The organism is Shewanella nanhaiensis (assembly GCF_019457885.1).
Lineage (GTDB): Bacteria > Pseudomonadota > Gammaproteobacteria > Enterobacterales > Shewanellaceae > Shewanella > Shewanella nanhaiensis.
Genome location: NZ_JAHZST010000005.1, coordinates 211,001 through 229,498 on the forward strand (window position 1 = coordinate 211,001; position 18,498 = coordinate 229,498).

At 44.4% G+C, this 18,498-nt stretch carries 16 protein-coding genes; 9 read left to right on the forward strand and 7 right to left on the reverse strand.

Annotated features, from left to right (window positions below; all coding sequences use genetic code 11):
• Positions 1-101: 101 nt before the first annotated feature.
• The 6 genes from pabC (at position 102) to K0625_RS09275 (ending at position 4,670) form a co-directional block, all read left to right on the forward strand.
• Positions 102-917: an aminodeoxychorismate lyase gene (pabC, locus tag K0625_RS09250; protein WP_220109429.1), complete on the forward strand. Its 816-nt coding sequence runs from the start codon at positions 102-104 to the stop codon at positions 915-917.
• Positions 914-1,921 (forward strand): endolytic transglycosylase MltG, encoded by a 1,008-nt coding sequence (mltG, locus tag K0625_RS09255; RefSeq protein WP_220109430.1) that lies wholly within the window; start codon positions 914-916, stop codon positions 1,919-1,921. The genes pabC and mltG overlap by 4 nt, the downstream gene beginning before the upstream one ends.
• Positions 1,918-2,550 (forward strand): dTMP kinase, encoded by a 633-nt coding sequence (tmk, locus tag K0625_RS09260; protein WP_220109431.1) that lies wholly within the window; start codon positions 1,918-1,920, stop codon positions 2,548-2,550. Before mltG ends, tmk begins: the two co-directional genes overlap by 4 nt.
• Position 2,551: 1 nt before the next feature.
• On the forward strand, positions 2,552-3,463 hold the full coding sequence (gene holB / locus K0625_RS09265) for a DNA polymerase III subunit delta' (protein WP_220109432.1): 912 nt from the start codon (positions 2,552-2,554) through the stop codon (positions 3,461-3,463).
• Between the two features lie 13 nt (positions 3,464-3,476).
• Entirely contained in the window at positions 3,477-3,803 is a 327-nt protein-coding gene (locus K0625_RS09270; RefSeq protein WP_220109433.1) for a PilZ domain-containing protein, read from the forward strand.
• A 78-nt stretch (positions 3,804-3,881) separates the two neighbouring features.
• A complete protein-coding gene (locus tag K0625_RS09275) occupies positions 3,882-4,670 on the forward strand; it encodes a TatD family hydrolase (protein ID WP_220109434.1) in 789 nt (262 codons plus the stop codon).
• Between the two features lie 193 nt (positions 4,671-4,863).
• Here K0625_RS09275 and rsmF read toward each other — a convergent pair whose 3' ends face one another.
• Complete coding sequence (gene rsmF / locus K0625_RS09280) at positions 4,864-6,300, reverse strand: 16S rRNA (cytosine(1407)-C(5))-methyltransferase RsmF (RefSeq protein ID WP_220109435.1); 1,437 nt, start codon at positions 6,298-6,300, stop codon at positions 4,864-4,866.
• A gap of 159 nt (positions 6,301-6,459) precedes the next feature.
• On the opposite strand from rsmF, the gene K0625_RS09285 reads away from it, so the two are divergent.
• Complete coding sequence (locus K0625_RS09285; RefSeq protein WP_220109436.1) at positions 6,460-7,686, forward strand: nucleoside recognition domain-containing protein; 1,227 nt, start codon at positions 6,460-6,462, stop codon at positions 7,684-7,686.
• Positions 7,687-7,756: 70 nt separating this feature from the next.
• Here K0625_RS09285 and K0625_RS09290 read toward each other — a convergent pair whose 3' ends face one another.
• Together K0625_RS09290 and K0625_RS09295 are read right to left on the reverse strand one after the other, a co-directional pair.
• On the reverse strand, positions 7,757-8,650 hold the full coding sequence (locus tag K0625_RS09290) for a hypothetical protein (RefSeq protein WP_220109437.1): 894 nt from the start codon (positions 8,648-8,650) through the stop codon (positions 7,757-7,759).
• 306 nt (positions 8,651-8,956) lie between these two features.
• On the reverse strand, positions 8,957-9,328 hold the full coding sequence (locus K0625_RS09295) for a diacylglycerol kinase (protein ID WP_220109438.1): 372 nt from the start codon (positions 9,326-9,328) through the stop codon (positions 8,957-8,959).
• A 215-nt stretch (positions 9,329-9,543) separates the two neighbouring features.
• Between K0625_RS09295 and K0625_RS09300 the strand changes: the two genes are divergently transcribed.
• Entirely contained in the window at positions 9,544-10,398 is an 855-nt protein-coding gene (locus tag K0625_RS09300) for a DNA ligase (protein WP_220109439.1), read from the forward strand.
• A gap of 54 nt (positions 10,399-10,452) precedes the next feature.
• Positions 10,453-10,935 (forward strand): low molecular weight protein-tyrosine-phosphatase, encoded by a 483-nt coding sequence (locus K0625_RS09305; protein ID WP_220109440.1) that lies wholly within the window; start codon positions 10,453-10,455, stop codon positions 10,933-10,935.
• Between the two features lie 62 nt (positions 10,936-10,997).
• Here K0625_RS09305 and ylqF read toward each other — a convergent pair whose 3' ends face one another.
• The 4 genes from ylqF to rne all read right to left on the reverse strand — a co-directional run bounded on the left by ylqF (position 10,998) and on the right by rne (position 18,250).
• Positions 10,998-11,936, reverse strand: a complete 939-nt coding sequence (gene ylqF / locus K0625_RS09310) for a ribosome biogenesis GTPase YlqF (protein ID WP_012324659.1) — start codon at positions 11,934-11,936, stop codon at positions 10,998-11,000.
• Positions 11,937-12,053: 117 nt separating this feature from the next.
• Positions 12,054-12,893: an isopenicillin N synthase family dioxygenase gene (locus K0625_RS09315; RefSeq protein ID WP_220109441.1), complete on the reverse strand. Its 840-nt coding sequence runs from the start codon at positions 12,891-12,893 to the stop codon at positions 12,054-12,056.
• Between the two features lie 242 nt (positions 12,894-13,135).
• Positions 13,136-14,692, reverse strand: coding sequence for a SulP family inorganic anion transporter (locus K0625_RS09320; RefSeq protein ID WP_220109442.1), 1,557 nt, complete (start codon positions 14,690-14,692; stop codon positions 13,136-13,138).
• A gap of 141 nt (positions 14,693-14,833) precedes the next feature.
• Entirely contained in the window at positions 14,834-18,250 is a 3,417-nt protein-coding gene (gene rne / locus K0625_RS09325) for a ribonuclease E (RefSeq protein ID WP_220109443.1), read from the reverse strand.
• Positions 18,251-18,498 lie beyond the last annotated feature (248 nt).

Here is an 18,498-nt window from a genome sequence, read left to right on the forward strand (position 1 = left end):
TAGCCGTTTAACTTGTTAGGCTGCTAGATAATCGCTTATGTTTGCAGTACCTTACCAAGTGGTAACCTCAGAGCAATGATGGATAAGGAGCTAAAGAGTTAATGACACAAGTGTGGGTAAATGGTGTGCAGGCCAAAGAGATCGACCCGTTAGATAGGGCGATAGCATACGGTGATGGTCTGTTTGCTACTATGCGTATTGCTGCTGGAGAGATACAGTTTCTATCGGCGCACCTTGCCAGGTTAACTCAGGGAGCCAAGCGTTTAGGTTTTACTTGGTCTGCTTCACAAGAGTTGCAGGGCCTGCTTAATTCATCGGCGTTAACTCAGGTTAATGGCTGTGTTAAGTTGCTGCTCAGTCGCGGTGTCGGTGGACGAGGTTACGCCGCGCCAGATGCTTGCGGTATTAATGAGGTACTCTCACTTTATGAGTTGCCACAACATTACGCTCATTGGCAAAGTGAGGGCGTATCACTGAGCTTGAGTGAGGTTAAATTAGCAAAGCAGCCAAGGCTTGCAGGAATCAAACACCTTAACCGCCTAGAGCAGGTGCTGATCAAATCAACAGCGCTACCAAGCTCGTTTGATGACTGGCTGGTGCTCGACAGTGATAATCAAGTTATTGAATCATCCATGGCAAATCTCTTTTTTGTTAAAAAAAACACTGTTTTTACCCCAGCAATTAGCCACTCTGGCGTTGCTGGAGTGATGAGAGAGCAAGTGATTCACGCTTTAGTTGAATCTGGTTATCATATTGATATTAAAAAGATAGGTTATACCGATATTGATAAGTTTGATCACTGTTTTATGACTAATAGCCTTTTTGGGCTGGTGGATGTAAACCGTATTGGTACCATCAACTATTCTAAATACTCACTTTCAGACAGATTGAGAAATACTCTGCAACTTACCCTATGAAAAAATTTATTATCGCTTTTACCGCAGCCATCTTTACTCTGTTAACGTTAGCTGGTGGTGTTAGTTTATGGACCTACAATACTGTTGTAGATTTTAGTCAGTCGACACTTAAGCTTGAGCAAGCACAAGATATTGAATTAAAGAGGGGGACCTCTTTTTATCAATTGGTGAGCTTATTAGAGCAAAGGGCGTTAATCAGTGATGGTTGGAAACTGAAGATTTTGGTTAAGCTTCATCCTGAGCTGGCTAAGATCCGAACCGGTCTCTATGAAATCAAACCTGGAGAAACCGTGTCGGGTTTGCTGGAAAAATTCAATCAAGGTAAAGAGAAGGTATTTGCAGTCACTCTAGTTGAGGGACAAAGTATTAAAGAGTGGACTGCCATTTTAAACACCTTGCCACACACTGAAGCCACCGAAGATGTGTTTAATCTTGTGCTAAGTGAGCAAGGTGATGATTCAGGCCTGCCCGAAGGAAAGTTTTACCCAGATACCTATCATTATCGCGCTGGGGACAATATTAAATTATTAGTCACTCAAAGTTATAACAAGATGCAGCAGGAGCTAGAAGCTGCTTGGGCTGGCCGCGCTGATAACCTGCCACTTAAGTCCCCCTATGAACTGCTTATTATGGCATCGATTATTGAAAAAGAGACGGGTAAAGCCAGCGAGCGCCCTTGGATCTCAGCGGTATTTATTAATCGCCTTAATAAAGGGATGCGCCTGCAAACCGATCCAACTGTTATCTATGGTATGGGGGAGTCATATAAAGGGGACATAACCCGTAAAGCACTGAGAGAGATGACGCCATTTAATACGTACAGAATTAATGGTTTAACACCGACTCCCATCGCAGCACCAAGCGGTGCAGCCCTGTTGGCTGCCGCGCATCCAGCAGAGGTAAATTACCTTTATTTTGTCTCAAAAAATGATGGTAGCCATATATTTTCAAGAACATTAGTCGAGCACAATCGTGCCGTAAACAAATATCAGAGAAACAGATGAGCAAGCAAGTGAACAGCAAATTTATTGTCATTGAGGGCTTAGAGGGCGCGGGTAAGTCTAGTGCTATCTCATTGGTTCGTGATTTTATTGAGAAGCACACAGGAGCAGTACCTGTCTGTACACGTGAACCTGGCGGAACACCGCTGGCTGAACGTATTCGCGATCTGGTGAAAATTGCCGATGAGACAGATCCCTTATGTGATGAAGCTGAGTGCCTCCTATTTTACGCCGCTAGAGCCCAGTTGGTTGCTAACGTGATTAAACCCGCGCTTAAGCGAGGTGAATGGGTGTTAGGCGACAGGCACAACTTGTCCTCTTTGGCCTATCAAGGGGGCGGTAGGGGGCTGAGCACGTTAGTTGAGTCTGTGAGTCGTGCTACGTTAGGCGATTTTAAACCAGATCTGACTATCTATCTTGATATTGAGCCTAAATTGGGTCTGACCCGTGCGGCTAACCGTGGCGAGCTTGATAGAATTGAAGTTGAAGAGATAGCGTTTTTTGAGCGTGCCAGACACACTTTTCTCTCCTACGCCCAGCAAGATGATTCGATTCAAGTGATTGATGCAGGCCAAACCATGGCTGAAGTCCATAAAGATATTTTGGCCTTGTTACAGGCGCAGGATTGGTAATATGCAAGATATCCCTTGGCTTAAACCTGTGATCGCCGATTTTAGTGAGCAACTTAAGCTGCAACATGTTGGACATGCCTATCTGTTAGGGGTTCACCAAGGTTATGGCGGGGAGCAACTGACGCAAGATTTTGCAAAAGCTGCACTTTGTCACAGCGTCACTGACCAAGGGGCTTGCGGCTTTTGTAAAGGATGTCAGTTAGTCGAAGCGAATAACCACCCAGATCTCTATCATTTAATGGCGGATGGAAACCAGATAAAGGTCGACCAAGTCAGAGCGCTTTGCCAGAAGCTGACATCTACCTCTCAGCAGGGGGGAAGAAGGGTTGCCGTGCTTTCTCAATGTGAAAAGCTTAATGTTGCAGCTGCCAATGCCTTACTGAAAACCTTAGAGGAGCCGGGGAAAGATACTTTACTGCTTTTGCAATCGGATACTCCATCACGTTTGATGGCAACCATCAGTAGTCGTTGTCAGCGGGTTCACTTTCACTCTCCCAGTATTGAGGAGATTAAAGCTTGGCTATCTCAGGATAGGGAGCTTAGTTCTGATGTAACTTGGTGTCTACCTGTCATGGGAGGTCCACTGGAGCTGGTCAGTGCGTTACAAGATCAACGCTATGAACAGCTACTTCAGTTACGAAAAGACTGGGCTCAAAGTTTGTCCTCTGGCCACCTGTGTGCTAATTTAATTAATATCAATGAAAAGCAAGTTTCTGATGCAATTAAAGTTTTATATTTAATTTTAAGGCAGAAACTGGTAAAGCAGACCCAATTAGACGCCCTGTTAAGAGTGCAAGTTTCAGAGCTGGCGGCTAAGGTAATGGACACTTATCATAGGTTAAGTGTTATGCCGAACGTGAATTATTTGGCACTTTTTCAAGGGTTTATCTTAGAATATAGAAAGTTGACTTAAAGATAACCGATTTATGATAGATCTCGTTGTTAATTTTGACACGCTACATCATCTATACCGTGCCTATATGCCTTTTATTCAACCTGTTGGGCTATTTGTGTCAACGAGTGAGAGCCATTATTTAGGTCAAGAGTTAACTATCGCTTATCAACTGCCAGGTTCAACTACCAAATTAGAGTTTAAAGGTGCTGTAGTCTGGATAAACCCCCTAGGTGCCTCGGGTGGACGTCCGGCTGGAATAGGGGTGAAGATCATAACTGAGCCTGAAACCCACAAGCACCACATTGAGAATCTATTGTCACGTGAGCTGGCTTCAGGGGATCAAACCTGCACCATGTAGCCTCTTGATTTGACCTATCTTAGCTAGACTTGTATTCTTCACCTCCTTTTATTTTCTTCACTTTTGCTGGATAACCACGTGCTCATCGATTCCCACTGTCACCTTGACCGCTTAAAAGCGGCCCCCGATCAACAAAGCCTTAGAGATATTTTGGCTCAAGCTAAGAGCCGAGGTGTTGATTACTTTCTCTGTGTTAATGTACGCCAACAAGGCTTTGCTTCAATGCGGGATAAGATGGCCGAGTTTGATCAGGTCTTTTTGTCGGCTGGTGTTCACCCACTTGATGTGCAAGAGGGGCTAAATAGAGTGGAGCTGAATGAGTTTGTCAAAGATCCTAAAGTAGTGGCGATAGGTGAAACAGGGTTAGATTACTTTTATGCTAATGAGACGAAAGCCTTGCAGCAAAGCTGTTTCGAAGAGCAGATCGCGTTAGCAGTTGAGGTGAACAAACCATTAATTATTCACACCCGCGATGCTCGTGAAGATACGATCAACTTTTTAAAAAATGGTCACGCCGATAAGGTAGGTGGTGTACTGCACTGCTTTACCGAAAGCTGGGAGATGGCCAAAGCTGCTATCGATTTAGGTTTTTATATCTCAGTCTCTGGCATTGCAACCTTTAAAAATGCCGGTGAGTTGCGAACTGTGATGCGCAAAGTGCCGAAGGATAGGCTGCTTGTGGAGACCGACTCTCCCTATTTATCCCCTGTGCCTCACAGAGGAAAAGAGAATCAGCCTGCTTATGTGAGGGATGTGGCCGAGTTTATTGCTGAGCTGAGGGGAGAGAGTTATGAGGAGTTGGCAGAATATACGACCAATAACTTCTTTACTCTATTTTCTGATGCTGCGAAATTAGTTGGACGTTAGATAAAAAAAGACCCAAAACTATTCCGATTGTTTTGGGTCCAGGGGAATGGCTCTGTTTAAAGAGCCGTGCGCTACTGTTGAGATCCTCGCAGGAATTACTCTCTGGCTAATAGTGTAGTTGACCTAAATCGCTTACACCGTATATTCTGACCATTTATTGCACAACATTGTAACGAGATATTTCTTAGCTGATTCAAAGCTCAGTTTTTGCTTTAGCACTGATCACCTTGTCTCGCACTAGCTCTCTAGGTAAGTTGTTTTTTAGTCGTTTTCCTAGGTGTTTTGCGACGCCAAGTGCGCAGTGATGATAGGTTAAAATCACCTCTCCTTGTGGTTTTCCGCCATCTTGTAGCGGAATATCGCGTCCCATCAAATACTCTATTGCTTGTGTTTCATTGAGCTCGATGGCGTTGTGTTTATCTGATAGTGCCATAATTGCTTCATGGCGGACCTTAAATCCTTTCTTTAGCCCGTCAGCTAATTTAATTCCAATACGCTGAAAGCGCATCTTTCCGATAAAATCGGCCATTTTGGCTGGGAATAACCAATATTCAAGATCTCGCTCCATGATTAAACCATCTTTAGGCAAGCTGATGCCAAAAGTGTGCTTAAAATAGTGGTTAAGCTCATCTTTTGTTTTCTTAGTTGCTGCTGTAAATGGGAAGTTTTTCTGTGCTTTTGGTAGAGGCTTCTGGCGCTCAACATCGGCCACTTTACGGATTTTAGCGATGAAGAAGCCTTCACTATCGTAAATTTGCGGCCAAACGTGCAGGAACCCCTCTGAAGTACAAGATCTGTCGGCATCGGGAAATAGCTGACTCAATGGCTGAAACTCGACTGCGTGAGGAAAGCACGACATTAAGTGCTCACAGACCTCTTGATTTTCACTGCGGCTAAGGGCGCAGGTTGAATAGACTAAGCTCCCGCCAGTTTTAAGGGCGAGAAATGCTGATTCAATTAACGCCTTCTGGGTTTCAATAATCGAGGCATTTTCTTCTAGGCTCCAGTTACGCAGTGCTAACGGGTCTTTTCGTATTGTTCCCTCTCCGCTACATGGAGCGTCGAGTAAGATGGCGTCAAACTGATGATAAAGATATTCACCAAATACGCGAGCATCGAAATGAGTCAAGGCGGTGTTGCAGACGCCCATGCGTTGTACATTGGCGTGAAGTACTTTGACCCGGCTAGAGGAGTATTCGTTGGCAACTAACAGGCCCTTATTATCCATTAAACTGGCCATCTGAGTGGTCTTCGAACCTGGTGCTGAGGCCATATCGAGAATGGTGTATTCAGATGAGTTATCCATACCGTCAAACAGCGCAGTAGGGGGCAGCATGGAGCTGGCTTCTTGAATGTAAAAAAGTCCCTGAATATGTTCTATGGTATTGCCAAGCTGTATCTCATTGTCCAGCGCCACCCAAAAACCATCACTGCACCAAGGGATCGGATCGAGCGTCCAACCTTTAGGTGCCATTAGTGCAACAAACTCTTTTGATGAGATCTTTAATGTATTAATGCGAATAGAGGGCCGAAGGGGCTTACTACTGTAGCTGATAAAATCATCCATCGTGAGATGAGCTGGCATATCTTTAGCTATGCTATTGATAAAATCTTGATTTAATTGAACCATAGGAGAGAAACTGTTACCGAGCAACGTGTTATTTTGCGCGATTATAGCATAGCATGGCTTAGTAAGCGTAAGAGGAGAGCGGTAACATCTGCCTGTTTAGGAGTCGGTGTATATCTCCTCGACTCAGTAACGATTAGCGAGTGAGAATAAGGGGATCTTGTGTTAAATCGGGTGTGGTTGTTTTTCTTTGTAACGGCGATGATTGCCATCTCTATTCAACTTTTTAATGGCAATATTGAGGTGTTATCAAACTCAGTAAATGCCCTCTTTGATAGCTCAAAACTTGCTGCTGAAATCGCATTGGGATTAATTGGTGTGCTCTCTTTGTGGATGGGTCTGATGAGGGTGGGGGAGAAAGCGGGCGTGGTCGGCTTCTTTGCGAGTTTGTTTGAGCCATTACTCTCCCGTTTGATGCCTGAAGTGCCCAGAGGTCATCCAGCTTACGGCAGTGTGACCATGAACCTAACTGCTAATATTTTGGGTTTGGATAATGCTGCGACACCTCTTGGGTTAAAAGCGATGCAAGATCTGCAGAATTTAAACCCAGAAAAGTCAGTGGCCACCAATGCGCAGATCCTGTTTTTAGTTCTTAATACCTCATCTGTCACACTGGTGCCAGTGACCGTGTTTCTCTACCGCGCCCAACAAGGCGCTGCAGCACCAGCAGATATCTTTCTACCTATCTTGTTAGCAACATCGGCATCGACCTTAGCGGGTGTCATTATAGTGTCGCTGTTCCAGCGGCTATCACTACTTAATGCCGTGGTGCTAGGTTATGGCGCAGTGATATTTGGCTCTATAATGGCATTAGTGTTTTATCTGGGAACCTTGACGACGACGGCCATAGGTACCTTGTCGACAGCGATGGGTAATGGAATATTACTGCTGCTGGTGTTTAGCTTTATACTGGTGGCCGGATTGCGTAAGGTCGCTGTGTATGATGAATTTATTACGGGAGCGAAAGAGGGATTTTCTCAGTCAATAAAGCTTATCCCATATCTGCTTGCTATGTTGTTGGCCATTGCGTTACTGCGGGCTTCAGGTGCGTTAGATTATCTGCTAAATCTGATCTCTGTGCTGGTTTCCGTTGCCGGAGGTGATACTCGTTTTGTTGATGCGTTGCCAACGGCAATCATGAAGCCTTTTAGTGGTTCAGGAGCCAGAGCCATGATGTTAGAGACCATGGAGCACCATGGTGTCGATTCATTTGCTGGGCGTTTAGCCGCTATTTTCCAAGGAAGTACTGAAACCACTTTTTATGTCTTAGCTGTCTATTTTGGTGCCGTGGGGATCAAGAATGGACGACATGCATTAGCCTGTGGGTTAACAGCAGATTTTGCTGGAATTGTCGCTGCCATTTGTGTCTGTTATTACTTTTATGGGTAGCGAGTTGCACAATACAGATAAAAAAGCTGACGAAATGTCAGCTTTTTTATCTGGTAAATACCTGTTTATCTTAGAAGTGATAACTTACTGAAAGCATGGGGCCGATAAAACTGTAATGGAGGTTATAGTTGGCGATATGCAGATCGGCTTGAGTCTTTTTATGAACATAATCGACATCGACCTCATAGTAGTTAAAGGCTGCTGTCATGTGCCAATTTTCGGTTATCTCAGCTTCAACTCCAGCTCGAATATCGACTAAATTACCTTTAAGATCATCAAGTTTGATATAAAAGTATTGTGCATGGGCGGTAAACCTAAAGCCTGGCATAAATTCGTAATCGCCATAGAGACCGATATCTGGAAGAGGGGCTGTTACGCTCTCCTCAACCATCTGGTTGGTTGGGGTTGCTCCACAGGTATCTAAGCTGCCGCCATCGATACAGGCACCTATATTTCCTTCAAACCCTGTTTCAATAAACATGGCATGGAGTCCGAGAGATAGCCCTAAATTGTAATTATTTCCCTGTAGAAAATTATAACCATAACCTATGCGGGCGATATCGATATTAAGGGTGGTTTTAATTTTAGCCCCTAGTTGAATATCGTAGATTTGATCGTCAAGATTGACCTGAAAAGGGGTTGTTATCTGCTGTACATCAGCATTGCGATGTAGTTGCTTCCAGTCGATATATAGACTGTGTTTATCGTTAAAGTGGTAAAAAACTTCGAAAAAAGGTAAAAACTGTGACTCTTCAAGCTTAAGATCTTGTTCGAAATCAATTTCAAAATCATTCCCAAGAATGGGGTTAGTAACATCCATGCTGGAATTTGAGTTCGAATAAAACCCTCCTATTCTAATGACGGTTTTACTGTCATCTTCAGGAAGTGGGCTCATTGGCTCTTGGGCCCAGCAGGGCGATGTTATTAATAGACCTAATACGGAAATGCCTATCTTTCCAAGCATAAAGGCGACTCCATTAACTGTTATTATAATTATATTTTTCTAAGTTGTTGATTTTATTGATTTGTACGTAAAATCTAGTACTATAGTATCAGAATGAGTTTATTTGTGAATGATTTGTATCAAGAAATGTCAGAATAAATTGGATAAATCATACTATTTTTTCGAAAGGTAAACCTCTTCAGCCCGAAGGCGACTGTTTTCAAGGCCTGCGAGATAGTTCAATTACTGAGGAGCCGATTCTCCCCATCAGTAACTGATATGGATTATGTTTATTTTTTGTTAATTCGCTCTTTTGTAGCTAAAGAGTTATAGGTATCGAGATCCGAGGATCACGGCCCATGTGATGGCGCATAGTGTTAGGCTCATAAATACGGCCGCAGAGGCGATATCTTTTGCTTGACCGCTTAACTGATGGTGTTCACTGCCTATGCGATCGACAACGGCCTCAACTGCTGAGTTTAGCAGTTCGACAATCAGTACAATAAATAGCGTCAATATTAATAACAGACGTTCGATGGTCGTGATGTCGGCAACTAGAGCGATGGGCAACATTAGCAGTGCTAACATGACCTCTTGTCTGAATGCAGCTTCATGTACCCAAGCTGCTTTTAGCCCCTTCATCGAAAAGCCTGTCGCTCTAAATACGCGCTTTATACCGTGGTTATTTTCAGGTTTCATATTGTTCCAAAGTAAATTTGTGAATGCTTTATGCTGGTTGATATGGCAGTGTTTATTGCTGACAGTCTAATTTTTGCAAGAGTATAACATTGTGAAAATATGAGACCAATTTCAATTAGTTTGGTTCATGTTCTACACTCATGAGCATCGAGCTAATTAATAGCGTGATTGAGATTAATGGAATTGATCTTGAATATTTTACGAAGGAGCGTTGAATGAAAACCTTAAATAGAAAATGGGGTGAGCTTGCCCTATTTCTCCTCTTGTTTATGTCACTACCCTCTGTTGCGGAAGGTGAAGATGCAAAGTCTATTCAACTTGCAACGAATGCTGAGATCGAGGGAGAAATAACACAGTACCTTATCAGTGAAAAACTCGATGGTGTGAGAGGATTTTGGGATGGGGAACAGCTTTATACTCGCTCAGGACTTCGCATTGTTACCCCTGATTGGTTTACACATCATTTCCCTACCTATCCTCTAGATGGTGAACTTTGGATGGGAAGAGGTACTTTTGAGCAAGTTTCAGGCTTAGTGAGGCGTAAAACGCCGTTAGAGAGTGAGTGGAAAAAAGTGACCTTTATGGTATTCGATTTTCCCGATAGCAAACTCCCTTTTGGTCAACGTTATCAGTTTTACGTGAAAGCCTTAGCCGATATTTCACCCTATCTATCGGTAATAGAGCAGATTCAAGTAGCGAATGTTGAGCAACTCGATGCCAAACTTGCCTTAGTTGTTAAGGGGGGAGGAGAGGGGTTGATGCTGCATAAGCAGAATGCTTTTTATGTAGCGGGTCGAAATCGAAATTTGATAAAACTTAAGCCATTTTATGATGCGGAAGCGACCGTTATTGCTCATCTTCCCGGAAAAGGTCAGTTCAGTGGCTTACTTGGGGCATTACTGGTTGAAACACCAGAAGGTTTGCGCTTTAAAATAGGCACAGGCTTTAGTTTAGAGGAGCGACGACAACCGCCTAAGTTAGGGGATATTATCACTTATAAGTATTTAGGTTTAACCCAGAAAGGTACACCTAGGTTTGCCAGTTTTTTGCGGGTAAGGGCTAGTCAGTAAGCCGAATTAGAGAGTATATTTTGGCATATTCGCCGTTTGAATGATGGATTATTTATGAAGAAAATAGAATCAGTGTTGTTTGTCTGTATGGGCAATATCTGCCGTTCGCCTACTGCAGAAGCCGTGTTTAGGGTGAAAGCTAAGCAGAGTGGTTTAGATATTGAGATCGATTCAGCAGGAACCTTAGCTTATCATCAAGGTGAATCACCGGATCCACGAACGGTTACCGCTGGGGAAAGGCGAGGCTTTAGTTTTGAAGGGATGAAAGCGAGGCCAGTGATTGATGAGGATTTTGCACATTTCGATCTTATTTTAGCCGCTGATGTCCAAAATATTCGGGAGCTACAAAGTCGCTGCCCTGAGCAGTATCTAGATAAGATTAAGTTGATGCTCTCCTATTGTGAGGAGGGGGCTGAGCCATCGGCTCAGGTGCTGGAAGTGCCAGATCCCTATTACGGTAAAGGAGATGGTTTTGAGCGAGTATTGGATCTGCTTGAATCGAGCTGTGAGCAATTAGTTAGGCTGATAAAGTATTAAAGGTAAAAACTCAGCCTAACTTGAGACCGGCTGAGTTTTTACTATTTTAACTATCGAAGGGGCTATTTGTATCGCTTACCAGATCGTTTAAGCTTTTCTGCTTCCTCTTTGGCTTGCTTTTCAGCTTCTTTCTTCGCCATTAAGATAGCCACTTCCTCTTTCTCAATTTCAGCCATCTCTGGAGTTTCCAGACTAAGTTGGCCTATTTTCCCTGAGCGAAACTCGTGAAGCACCAGCTCTGATACCTTATGCAGATCGATTCGACCGCCAGGTCGCAGTGCGCCTCTTTTACGGCCAATAGCTTCGAGTAGTTCGATATCGGTATCAGGCAGCTCTTTGAGCTTGTAACGTTCAGCAATCGCTTCTGGATAAGCTTGCAGGAAGTACTCTGCGGCAAACATGGCCACATCCTCATATTCCATGGCTGTATCTTTGATTGCACCAGTAATGGCTAAACGATAGCTGCTTTTCTCATTATCGACCTTTGGCCACAAGATCCCTGGGGTATCGGAGAGAACAATGCCGTTTCTTAGGTTGATGCGTTGCTGCACTTTAGTGACGGCGGGTTCGTTACCTGTCTTGGCAATCGTTCTGCCCGCCAGTGTGTTGATGATGGTGGACTTACCTACGTTAGGTATTCCCATAATCATGGTACGAATATCTTTCTCTATCTTGTCGCGACTTGGTACAAACTTGCGGCATAGATCAGGAATTTTTTTCACTTGAGCCGCTTGTAATGTGGTGATGGCCATCGCCTTAACACCTTGTTCGCGCTCTAAGTATTCTATCCAACGTTGAGTGGTTTCAGGATCGGCGAGATCTGATTTGTTCAGTAATTTGATGCAGGGCTTATCGCCACGTAAGCTAGACACGACAGGGTTTTCGCTACTATAAGGGATTCTGGCATCTAGCACCTCGATCACGAGATCAACCTGAGGCATCACCTCTTCAATCTCCTTACGTGCCTTGTGCATGTGTCCTGGGTACCACTGAATTGCCATGTAAACGCCCTGTCTCTCAAAAACTTAATTGCGTGGATTTTACCTTGTTAAGGTGAATTTTAACAAACAAAAAGCGCCTTTCGGCGCTTTTATCTAATTCTGTTAATCAAGAGGTGGTTAAATTACCCCCAACTCTCTCAATCGCTCCATTAAGTAACTATCAGCGGTATATTTGTCTGAGAGCACAACCTCTGGATTCGGATGCAGAAACAGAGGAAGAGAGATACGTGACTTGCTCTTATCTGCACCTTCTGGGTTTATCACTCTGTGGCTTGTTGATGGGTAATAGCCGCAGGATGCTTCCTGTAGCATATCGCCGATATTGATAATAATGTTGCCAAAATCACTTGGAACATCTAACCAAGAACCATCCTTTACCTGTACTTGTAATCCTGGCTCATTGGCAGCAGGCAGTACTGTGATTAAATTGATATCTTCATGGGCTGCAGCACGGATCGCTCCCATCTCTTCATCGCCAGACATGGGCGGATAATGCAGAACCCTAAGTAAGGTTTTTTGGCTGTTCTCTATCATCTGTGGTAAAGAGATGGAAAATTTAGCTTTAACTTCAGCTGGCGCATAAGATTCTATCCAGCCTAGTAGCTCTTGAGCCAATGCATTGGCTTTATCATAATAAGCGAGAATATTCTCTCTTAAGCTATCGGGAATACGGCCCCACGGATAGACGTGATAGTACTCTTTAATATCTTTTACACTATGACCTTTGGCAGTTTCAGAGATCTCTGCAGGAAAGAAACCATCTTGTGTCTCAGGCTTAAAGAGGTATTCACGTTTCTCCTCTGTATTGAAGAATGCTTGCCACTCTGTATAGATAGCTTCGACTAAGGCTTTGTCGATAGGGTGGTTACTGAGTACACCAAAGCCGGTTTCTCTTAAAGACTTTACAAACTCTTCGGCGCTATTAGGTGCTAGGTAATCTATGGTTTCTAGTTTCATTTTTGCTCACTTATTATTTTACCTTGATCAGTTTAACGAGGCAAAAGCGCAGGATCAAACCCGTGTGAGGCAAATCACCTTATGATTGTTTACCTGTGAGGCTGATGTCACGGTAAATAGTAGATATAGCATAATTAACAGTTAGATAGATAAGAACAGGCTGTCTAAATATATTTTAAGTTCAGAGCATAAAAAAGGCGAGCTACTCGCTCGCCTTTTTTGATCACTCTTTCACGACAAGGTTAGTCTAATTTGTTATCAGCGATCTTGTAGTGAGGATCTTCAATTAAGTTAACCTCAACTAAGTCTCCCGCTTTATGTAGTAACTCTTTACAGTCATTACTTAGGTGACGTAGGTGTAATCTTTTGCCACTGGAGCCATATCGCTCTGCTAACGTATCAATTGCGTCGAGTGCTGAGTGATCGCAAACGCGAGAGTTTTGGAAATCAACAATCACATCAGCAGGATCGGTGTTTGACTGGAATAGATCTAGAAACTCTGCCACTGAGCCGAAGAACAGTGGACCGTTTAGCTTATAAACTTTCCAACCGTTTGCATCTTCACTGATCTCAACATTGATATGCTTAGCATGTTCCCATGCGAATACTAATGCGGACACGATAACACCAACAAATACAGCAAAAGCAAGATCGGTAAATACGGTTACAATAGTCACGAGTATGATAACGAATGCGTCATGTTTAGGGACTTTTCTCATCACCTTAAAGCTTGCCCACTCAAACGTACCAAGGACAACCATAAACATCACGCCAACTAGTGCTGCTAATGGGATCATCTCAATAAGCGCTGAACCAAATAGAATAAAGGCCAGTAGGGCAAGTGCTGCAGTAATGCCTGATAATCGTCCACGTCCGCCAGAGTTAATGTTGATCATCGACTGACCTATCATGGCACAACCACCCATGGCGCCAAAGAAGCCGCTAGTGATATTACCTACACCTTGTCCGATACACTCTTTATTGCCTTTGCCACGGCTATTTGTCATCTCATCGATAACCGTTAAGGTCAACAGAGATTCAATTAAGCCAACAGCCGCAAGTATGAGTGAGTAGGGCAGTATGATGTACAAGGTTTCCAGTGTGAATGAGACTGCCGGAATAGAGAAAGTGGGTAGGCTGCCTGCGATAGTCGCATTCTCATCACCACTCATGGATTTTAGAAAGTCCAGTACAGTACGGGTGTCGAGATTTAAGAAGTAGACCAAAAGGGTTACGGTAACGATTGCGGCAAGTGACGATGGGATCGCTGATGTCAGTTTAGGCAGGAATTGGATGATGACCATAGTCAACAGCACAAGTCCAAGCATTAAGCCTAGCTGCTCCATAGGAAGCCAGCTCAAAACGCCATTAGCATCGGGAGCCTTAAACTGCCCTAGCTGTGCAAGGAAAATGACAATAGCTAAACCGTTAACAAAACCTATCATTACCGGGTAGGGAACGATACGGATAAATTTGCCTAATTTAAGCAAGCCGAATGTCACCTGAATCAGTCCCGCAAGAACCACAGCTGCAAACAGGTACTGAACACCATGCTCTGCAACTAGCGCAACCATGACAACGGCCATTGCCCCTGTAGCACCAGAGATCATGCCTGGTCGTCCGCCAATCAGTGCGGTAATTAGCCCCATTATAAATGCGGCGTATAAACCCACCATAGGTTCAACACCTGCGACAAAAGCAAATGCGACAGCTTCAGGAACGAGTGCGAGTGCAACCGTTAAGCCTGAAAGCAGATCAGCTTTGCTACTGGCAGTTTTGTGACGAATTAGATCAAACATTTAGCCTCTGTTATAAGTATGTAGTTTTTAGATTGATAGCGGTCGCGAATACTAACAAATTATCCGCCTTATACCAATCGGTATGAAATAAAAAGCCATGCTGTAATGCATGGCTTTTTGATTATACAGACTGACTCTTAGCTATGGTTTTACCATTTCCGAGTTCGCTGTATTTGCAGTTCTTGCTGCCCTAACAGGCTGTGAATTATCGTTTGAGTCATATTGGCGGCCCATTGGCGTCGCAATATTTTCTCTCACTTCAACCACTGGCTTAGTCATATCAGACGTCACCATAGTACCAAAACGGCTACTTGAAGCAGGTTTAACCTTAGCTGTATTTACAGTAACTGGCTTAACACTTGCTGCAGTCTCAGTCTCAACAGTCGTTTCAACTTCAACCTTAACCGGTGTCTCGGGTCTAGCTGGCGCTGCTGATGCTACTGATGCTTCAGACTTGGTTGGCGCAGGTGTCGCTTCAGCTTTCACTGGTGCTTCAGGCTTAGTCGGCGCAGATGTCGCTTCAGCTTTCACTGGTGCTTCAGGCTTAGTCGGCGCAGATGCGGCTGCAACTTTTACTGGTGCTTCAGGCTTAGTTGGCGCTGATGCGGCCTCCGCTTTCACTGGTGCTTCAGGCTTAGCAGGCTCTGATGCAACTTCAGCTTTCACTGGTGCTTCAGGCTTAGCAGGCGCTGATGCAGCTTCAGCTTTCACTGGCGCTTCAGGCTTAGCAGGCGCAGATGTAGCTTCCGCTTTCACCGGCGCTTCAGGCTTAGCAGGCGCAGATGTAGCTTCCGCTTTCACTGGCGTTTCAGGCTTAGCCGGCGCAGATGCGGCTTCAGTTTTCACTGGCGCTTCAGACTTAGCCATATCAAGAGTCTCTGCAACTAGCTGAGTGTCAGCTTGGGCTACTGATTCAGATACTTCAGCGTTAGCCGCTTCAGTGGCTTTAGACTCATTGGCTTGATTTTCAACCTCAATTTCATTTGGAATGAAAGCAGGAGCTGCACCAGATGAAGTCTCTGTTGTCTCTTCATCTCTGCGGCGGCGTTGACCAGCGGCTCTAAGATGACGTGGGCTACGACGGCTACGACGTTGACCATCACGAGAATCAGACGCCTCTTTGCCCTCTGTCGTCTCCGTATTCTCAGTTGACTGAGATGCAGAGCTTTCAGCAGAGTTAGCTGTGTCGCTTGAGTCATCACTCTTTGCTGTGCTTGGCTCAACTGCTTGTGCTGATTCAACACTGGCTTCAACAGGCTTGCTTTCGACAGTTTTAGCGTCGGCTACCACTTGGACTTCAGCTTGAACAGTATCTGATTTAACTGCATCAGCTGCCTCTACCTGTTCTGCTGTTTGTGAAGCAACAGCCTCATCCGCTTGAGGCTTAGGCTTAGCTTTTCTAGGCTGACGCTTTGGACGGCTCTGCTTCTCCTCGTTGGCTTTAGGTTGTGCTTGCTCTTGTGGAGCAGGCACTGAATCTACAACTGTTTCAGTTTGCTCGTTTTCAACGCGTACTTTACGGCGCATATTACGACGTTGACGGCGCTCTCTAGCCACCTCTTGCTTAGGTTGTTCTGCAGTCGTGTCGTTTTCACTGTTTTGATTACGATTAGACTTGCTATTGCGAGGTTGACGTTTAGTTTGCTCGCCTCTCTCTTTGCTAGCACGATTCTCTTTATTCGAATCAGCATTCTTGTTACGGCTGTTACGAGGATTGCGCTCTCTCTTTTCGCCAGACTGCTCTTTATCATCACGTGGACGGCGGTCATTGCGGCGAGTATTACGTCGTGCATTCTTATTTTGATTATTGCGTCCAGACTGTTGTGGCTTCTTAGGCTCCTCTTTCTTCTCTTCAGATTTGAAAAGAGCACCAATAGCTGACAGGAACTTGGAGATAAGTCCAGGTTCGTTACTATCCTTAACAGTTGGCTTCGCTGCAACACTTGGTGTTGCTTCAATTGATTTCTTAGGCGCTGAGAAACCTTTTAATGCAGGCTGAGGTGGCGCTGCACGTTCAAGTTTACGCGGCTCATAAAGCTTAGCTTCAGGCTTGTCTAACAGCTTATAGCTAGATTCACTGATCTGATCATCTTTACGATGACGGGATACGCGGTAATCTGGCGTAGTCATGTTTGGATCTGGGATCACATACACTTCGACATCGTGGCGCTGCTCGGTGATTCGGATCGCTTTACGCTTTTCGTTCAGCAGGAAGGCCGCGACATCAACAGGTACAACCGCTTCAATTTGTGATGTGTTCTCTTTAATCGCTTCCTCTTCCATAAGACGCAGAATTGAAAGTGCTAAAGATTCAGTGCCACGAATAGTGCCTTGCCCATGACAGCGTGGACATAGGTGCGCAGCTGACTCTTCAAGGGAAGGGCGCAGACGTTGACGTGACATCTCCATTAAGCCAAAACGTGAGATACGACCTAATTGAACGCGAGCTCTGTCGTGGTGAACGGCGTCACGCATTCTGTTTTCAACTTCACGTTGATGACGTACAGGGGTCATATCGATGAAGTCGATAACCACCAAGCCACCTAAATCACGAAGACGAAGTTGACGGGCAATCTCATCAGCTGCTTCAAGGTTAGTATTGAGAGCTGTCTCTTCAATATCACCGCCTTTAGTTGCGCGGGCAGAGTTGATATCGATTGAGGTGAGTGCTTCAGTTGGATCGATAACAATTGAACCGCCAGATGGAAGACGAACTTCACGTTGGAATGCGGATTCAATTTGAGTCTCAATCTGGTAATGAGTGAACAGAGGAACTTCTGCTTCATACTGCTTGATACGATCAACAAAATCAGGACGTACAAGTGATACGTGCTGCTTAGCATCTTCAAAAATACGCGGGTGATCGATCAGAACTTCACCGACATCACGACGTAAATAGTCACGAATAGCGCGAACAATAACATTGCTCTCTTGGTGAATTAAGAAGGGGGCTGGACGACTGTCGGCTGCTTCTTTAATTGCAGCCCAGTGGTGAACTAGCACCTTAAGATCCCATTTTAGCTCAGCTGAATCTTTGCCTACACCTGCAGTACGAACAATTAAGCCCATACCTTGAGGTACTTCTAGTTCAGACAGTGCTGCTTTTAGCTCAGTACGCTCATCACCTTCAATACGACGAGAGATCCCGCCTGCACGAGGGTTGTTAGGCATAAGAACAAGATAAGAACCAGCAAGGCTGATAAAGGTTGTCAGTGCGGCACCTTTATTACCACGCTCTTCCTTATCTATTTGAATAACAACCTCTTGGCCCTCTTTTACCACCTCTTTAATATTGGGGCGGCCTTGGAAAGAATAACCTTTAGGGAAGTACTCTCTTGCGATCTCTTTTAGGGGTAAAAAGCCATGACGCTCTGCGCCGTAATCAACAAACGCGGCTTCAAGTGAAGGTTCTACTCGGGTTATTTTACCTTTGTAAATATTGGCTTTTTTCTGTTCATGACCAGGACTTTCAATATCTAGATCATACAGTTGTTGCCCATCAACAAGGGCAACGCGCAACTCTTCAGATTGAGTTGCATTAATTAACATCCGTTTCATTATGACGTCATTCTTCTAAAATAAGGTCATCAAACGACTTTATCGCTGCATTACGGGCCTAGCATTCGTAACTGAGCCTCACGGCTAGTGTCTAGGCAAGGTGCGCATTTCTGTAAGACGCATTCGCTGCGTGTCGCATCCATTTATGGCTTATTTTTTAATATTTACAAAAACAAGGAATTCGTTGTAAAACGTCAACCAACCCCATAAATTATTCAGTACTTTCCGGTAATGCCAAATTCGAATTA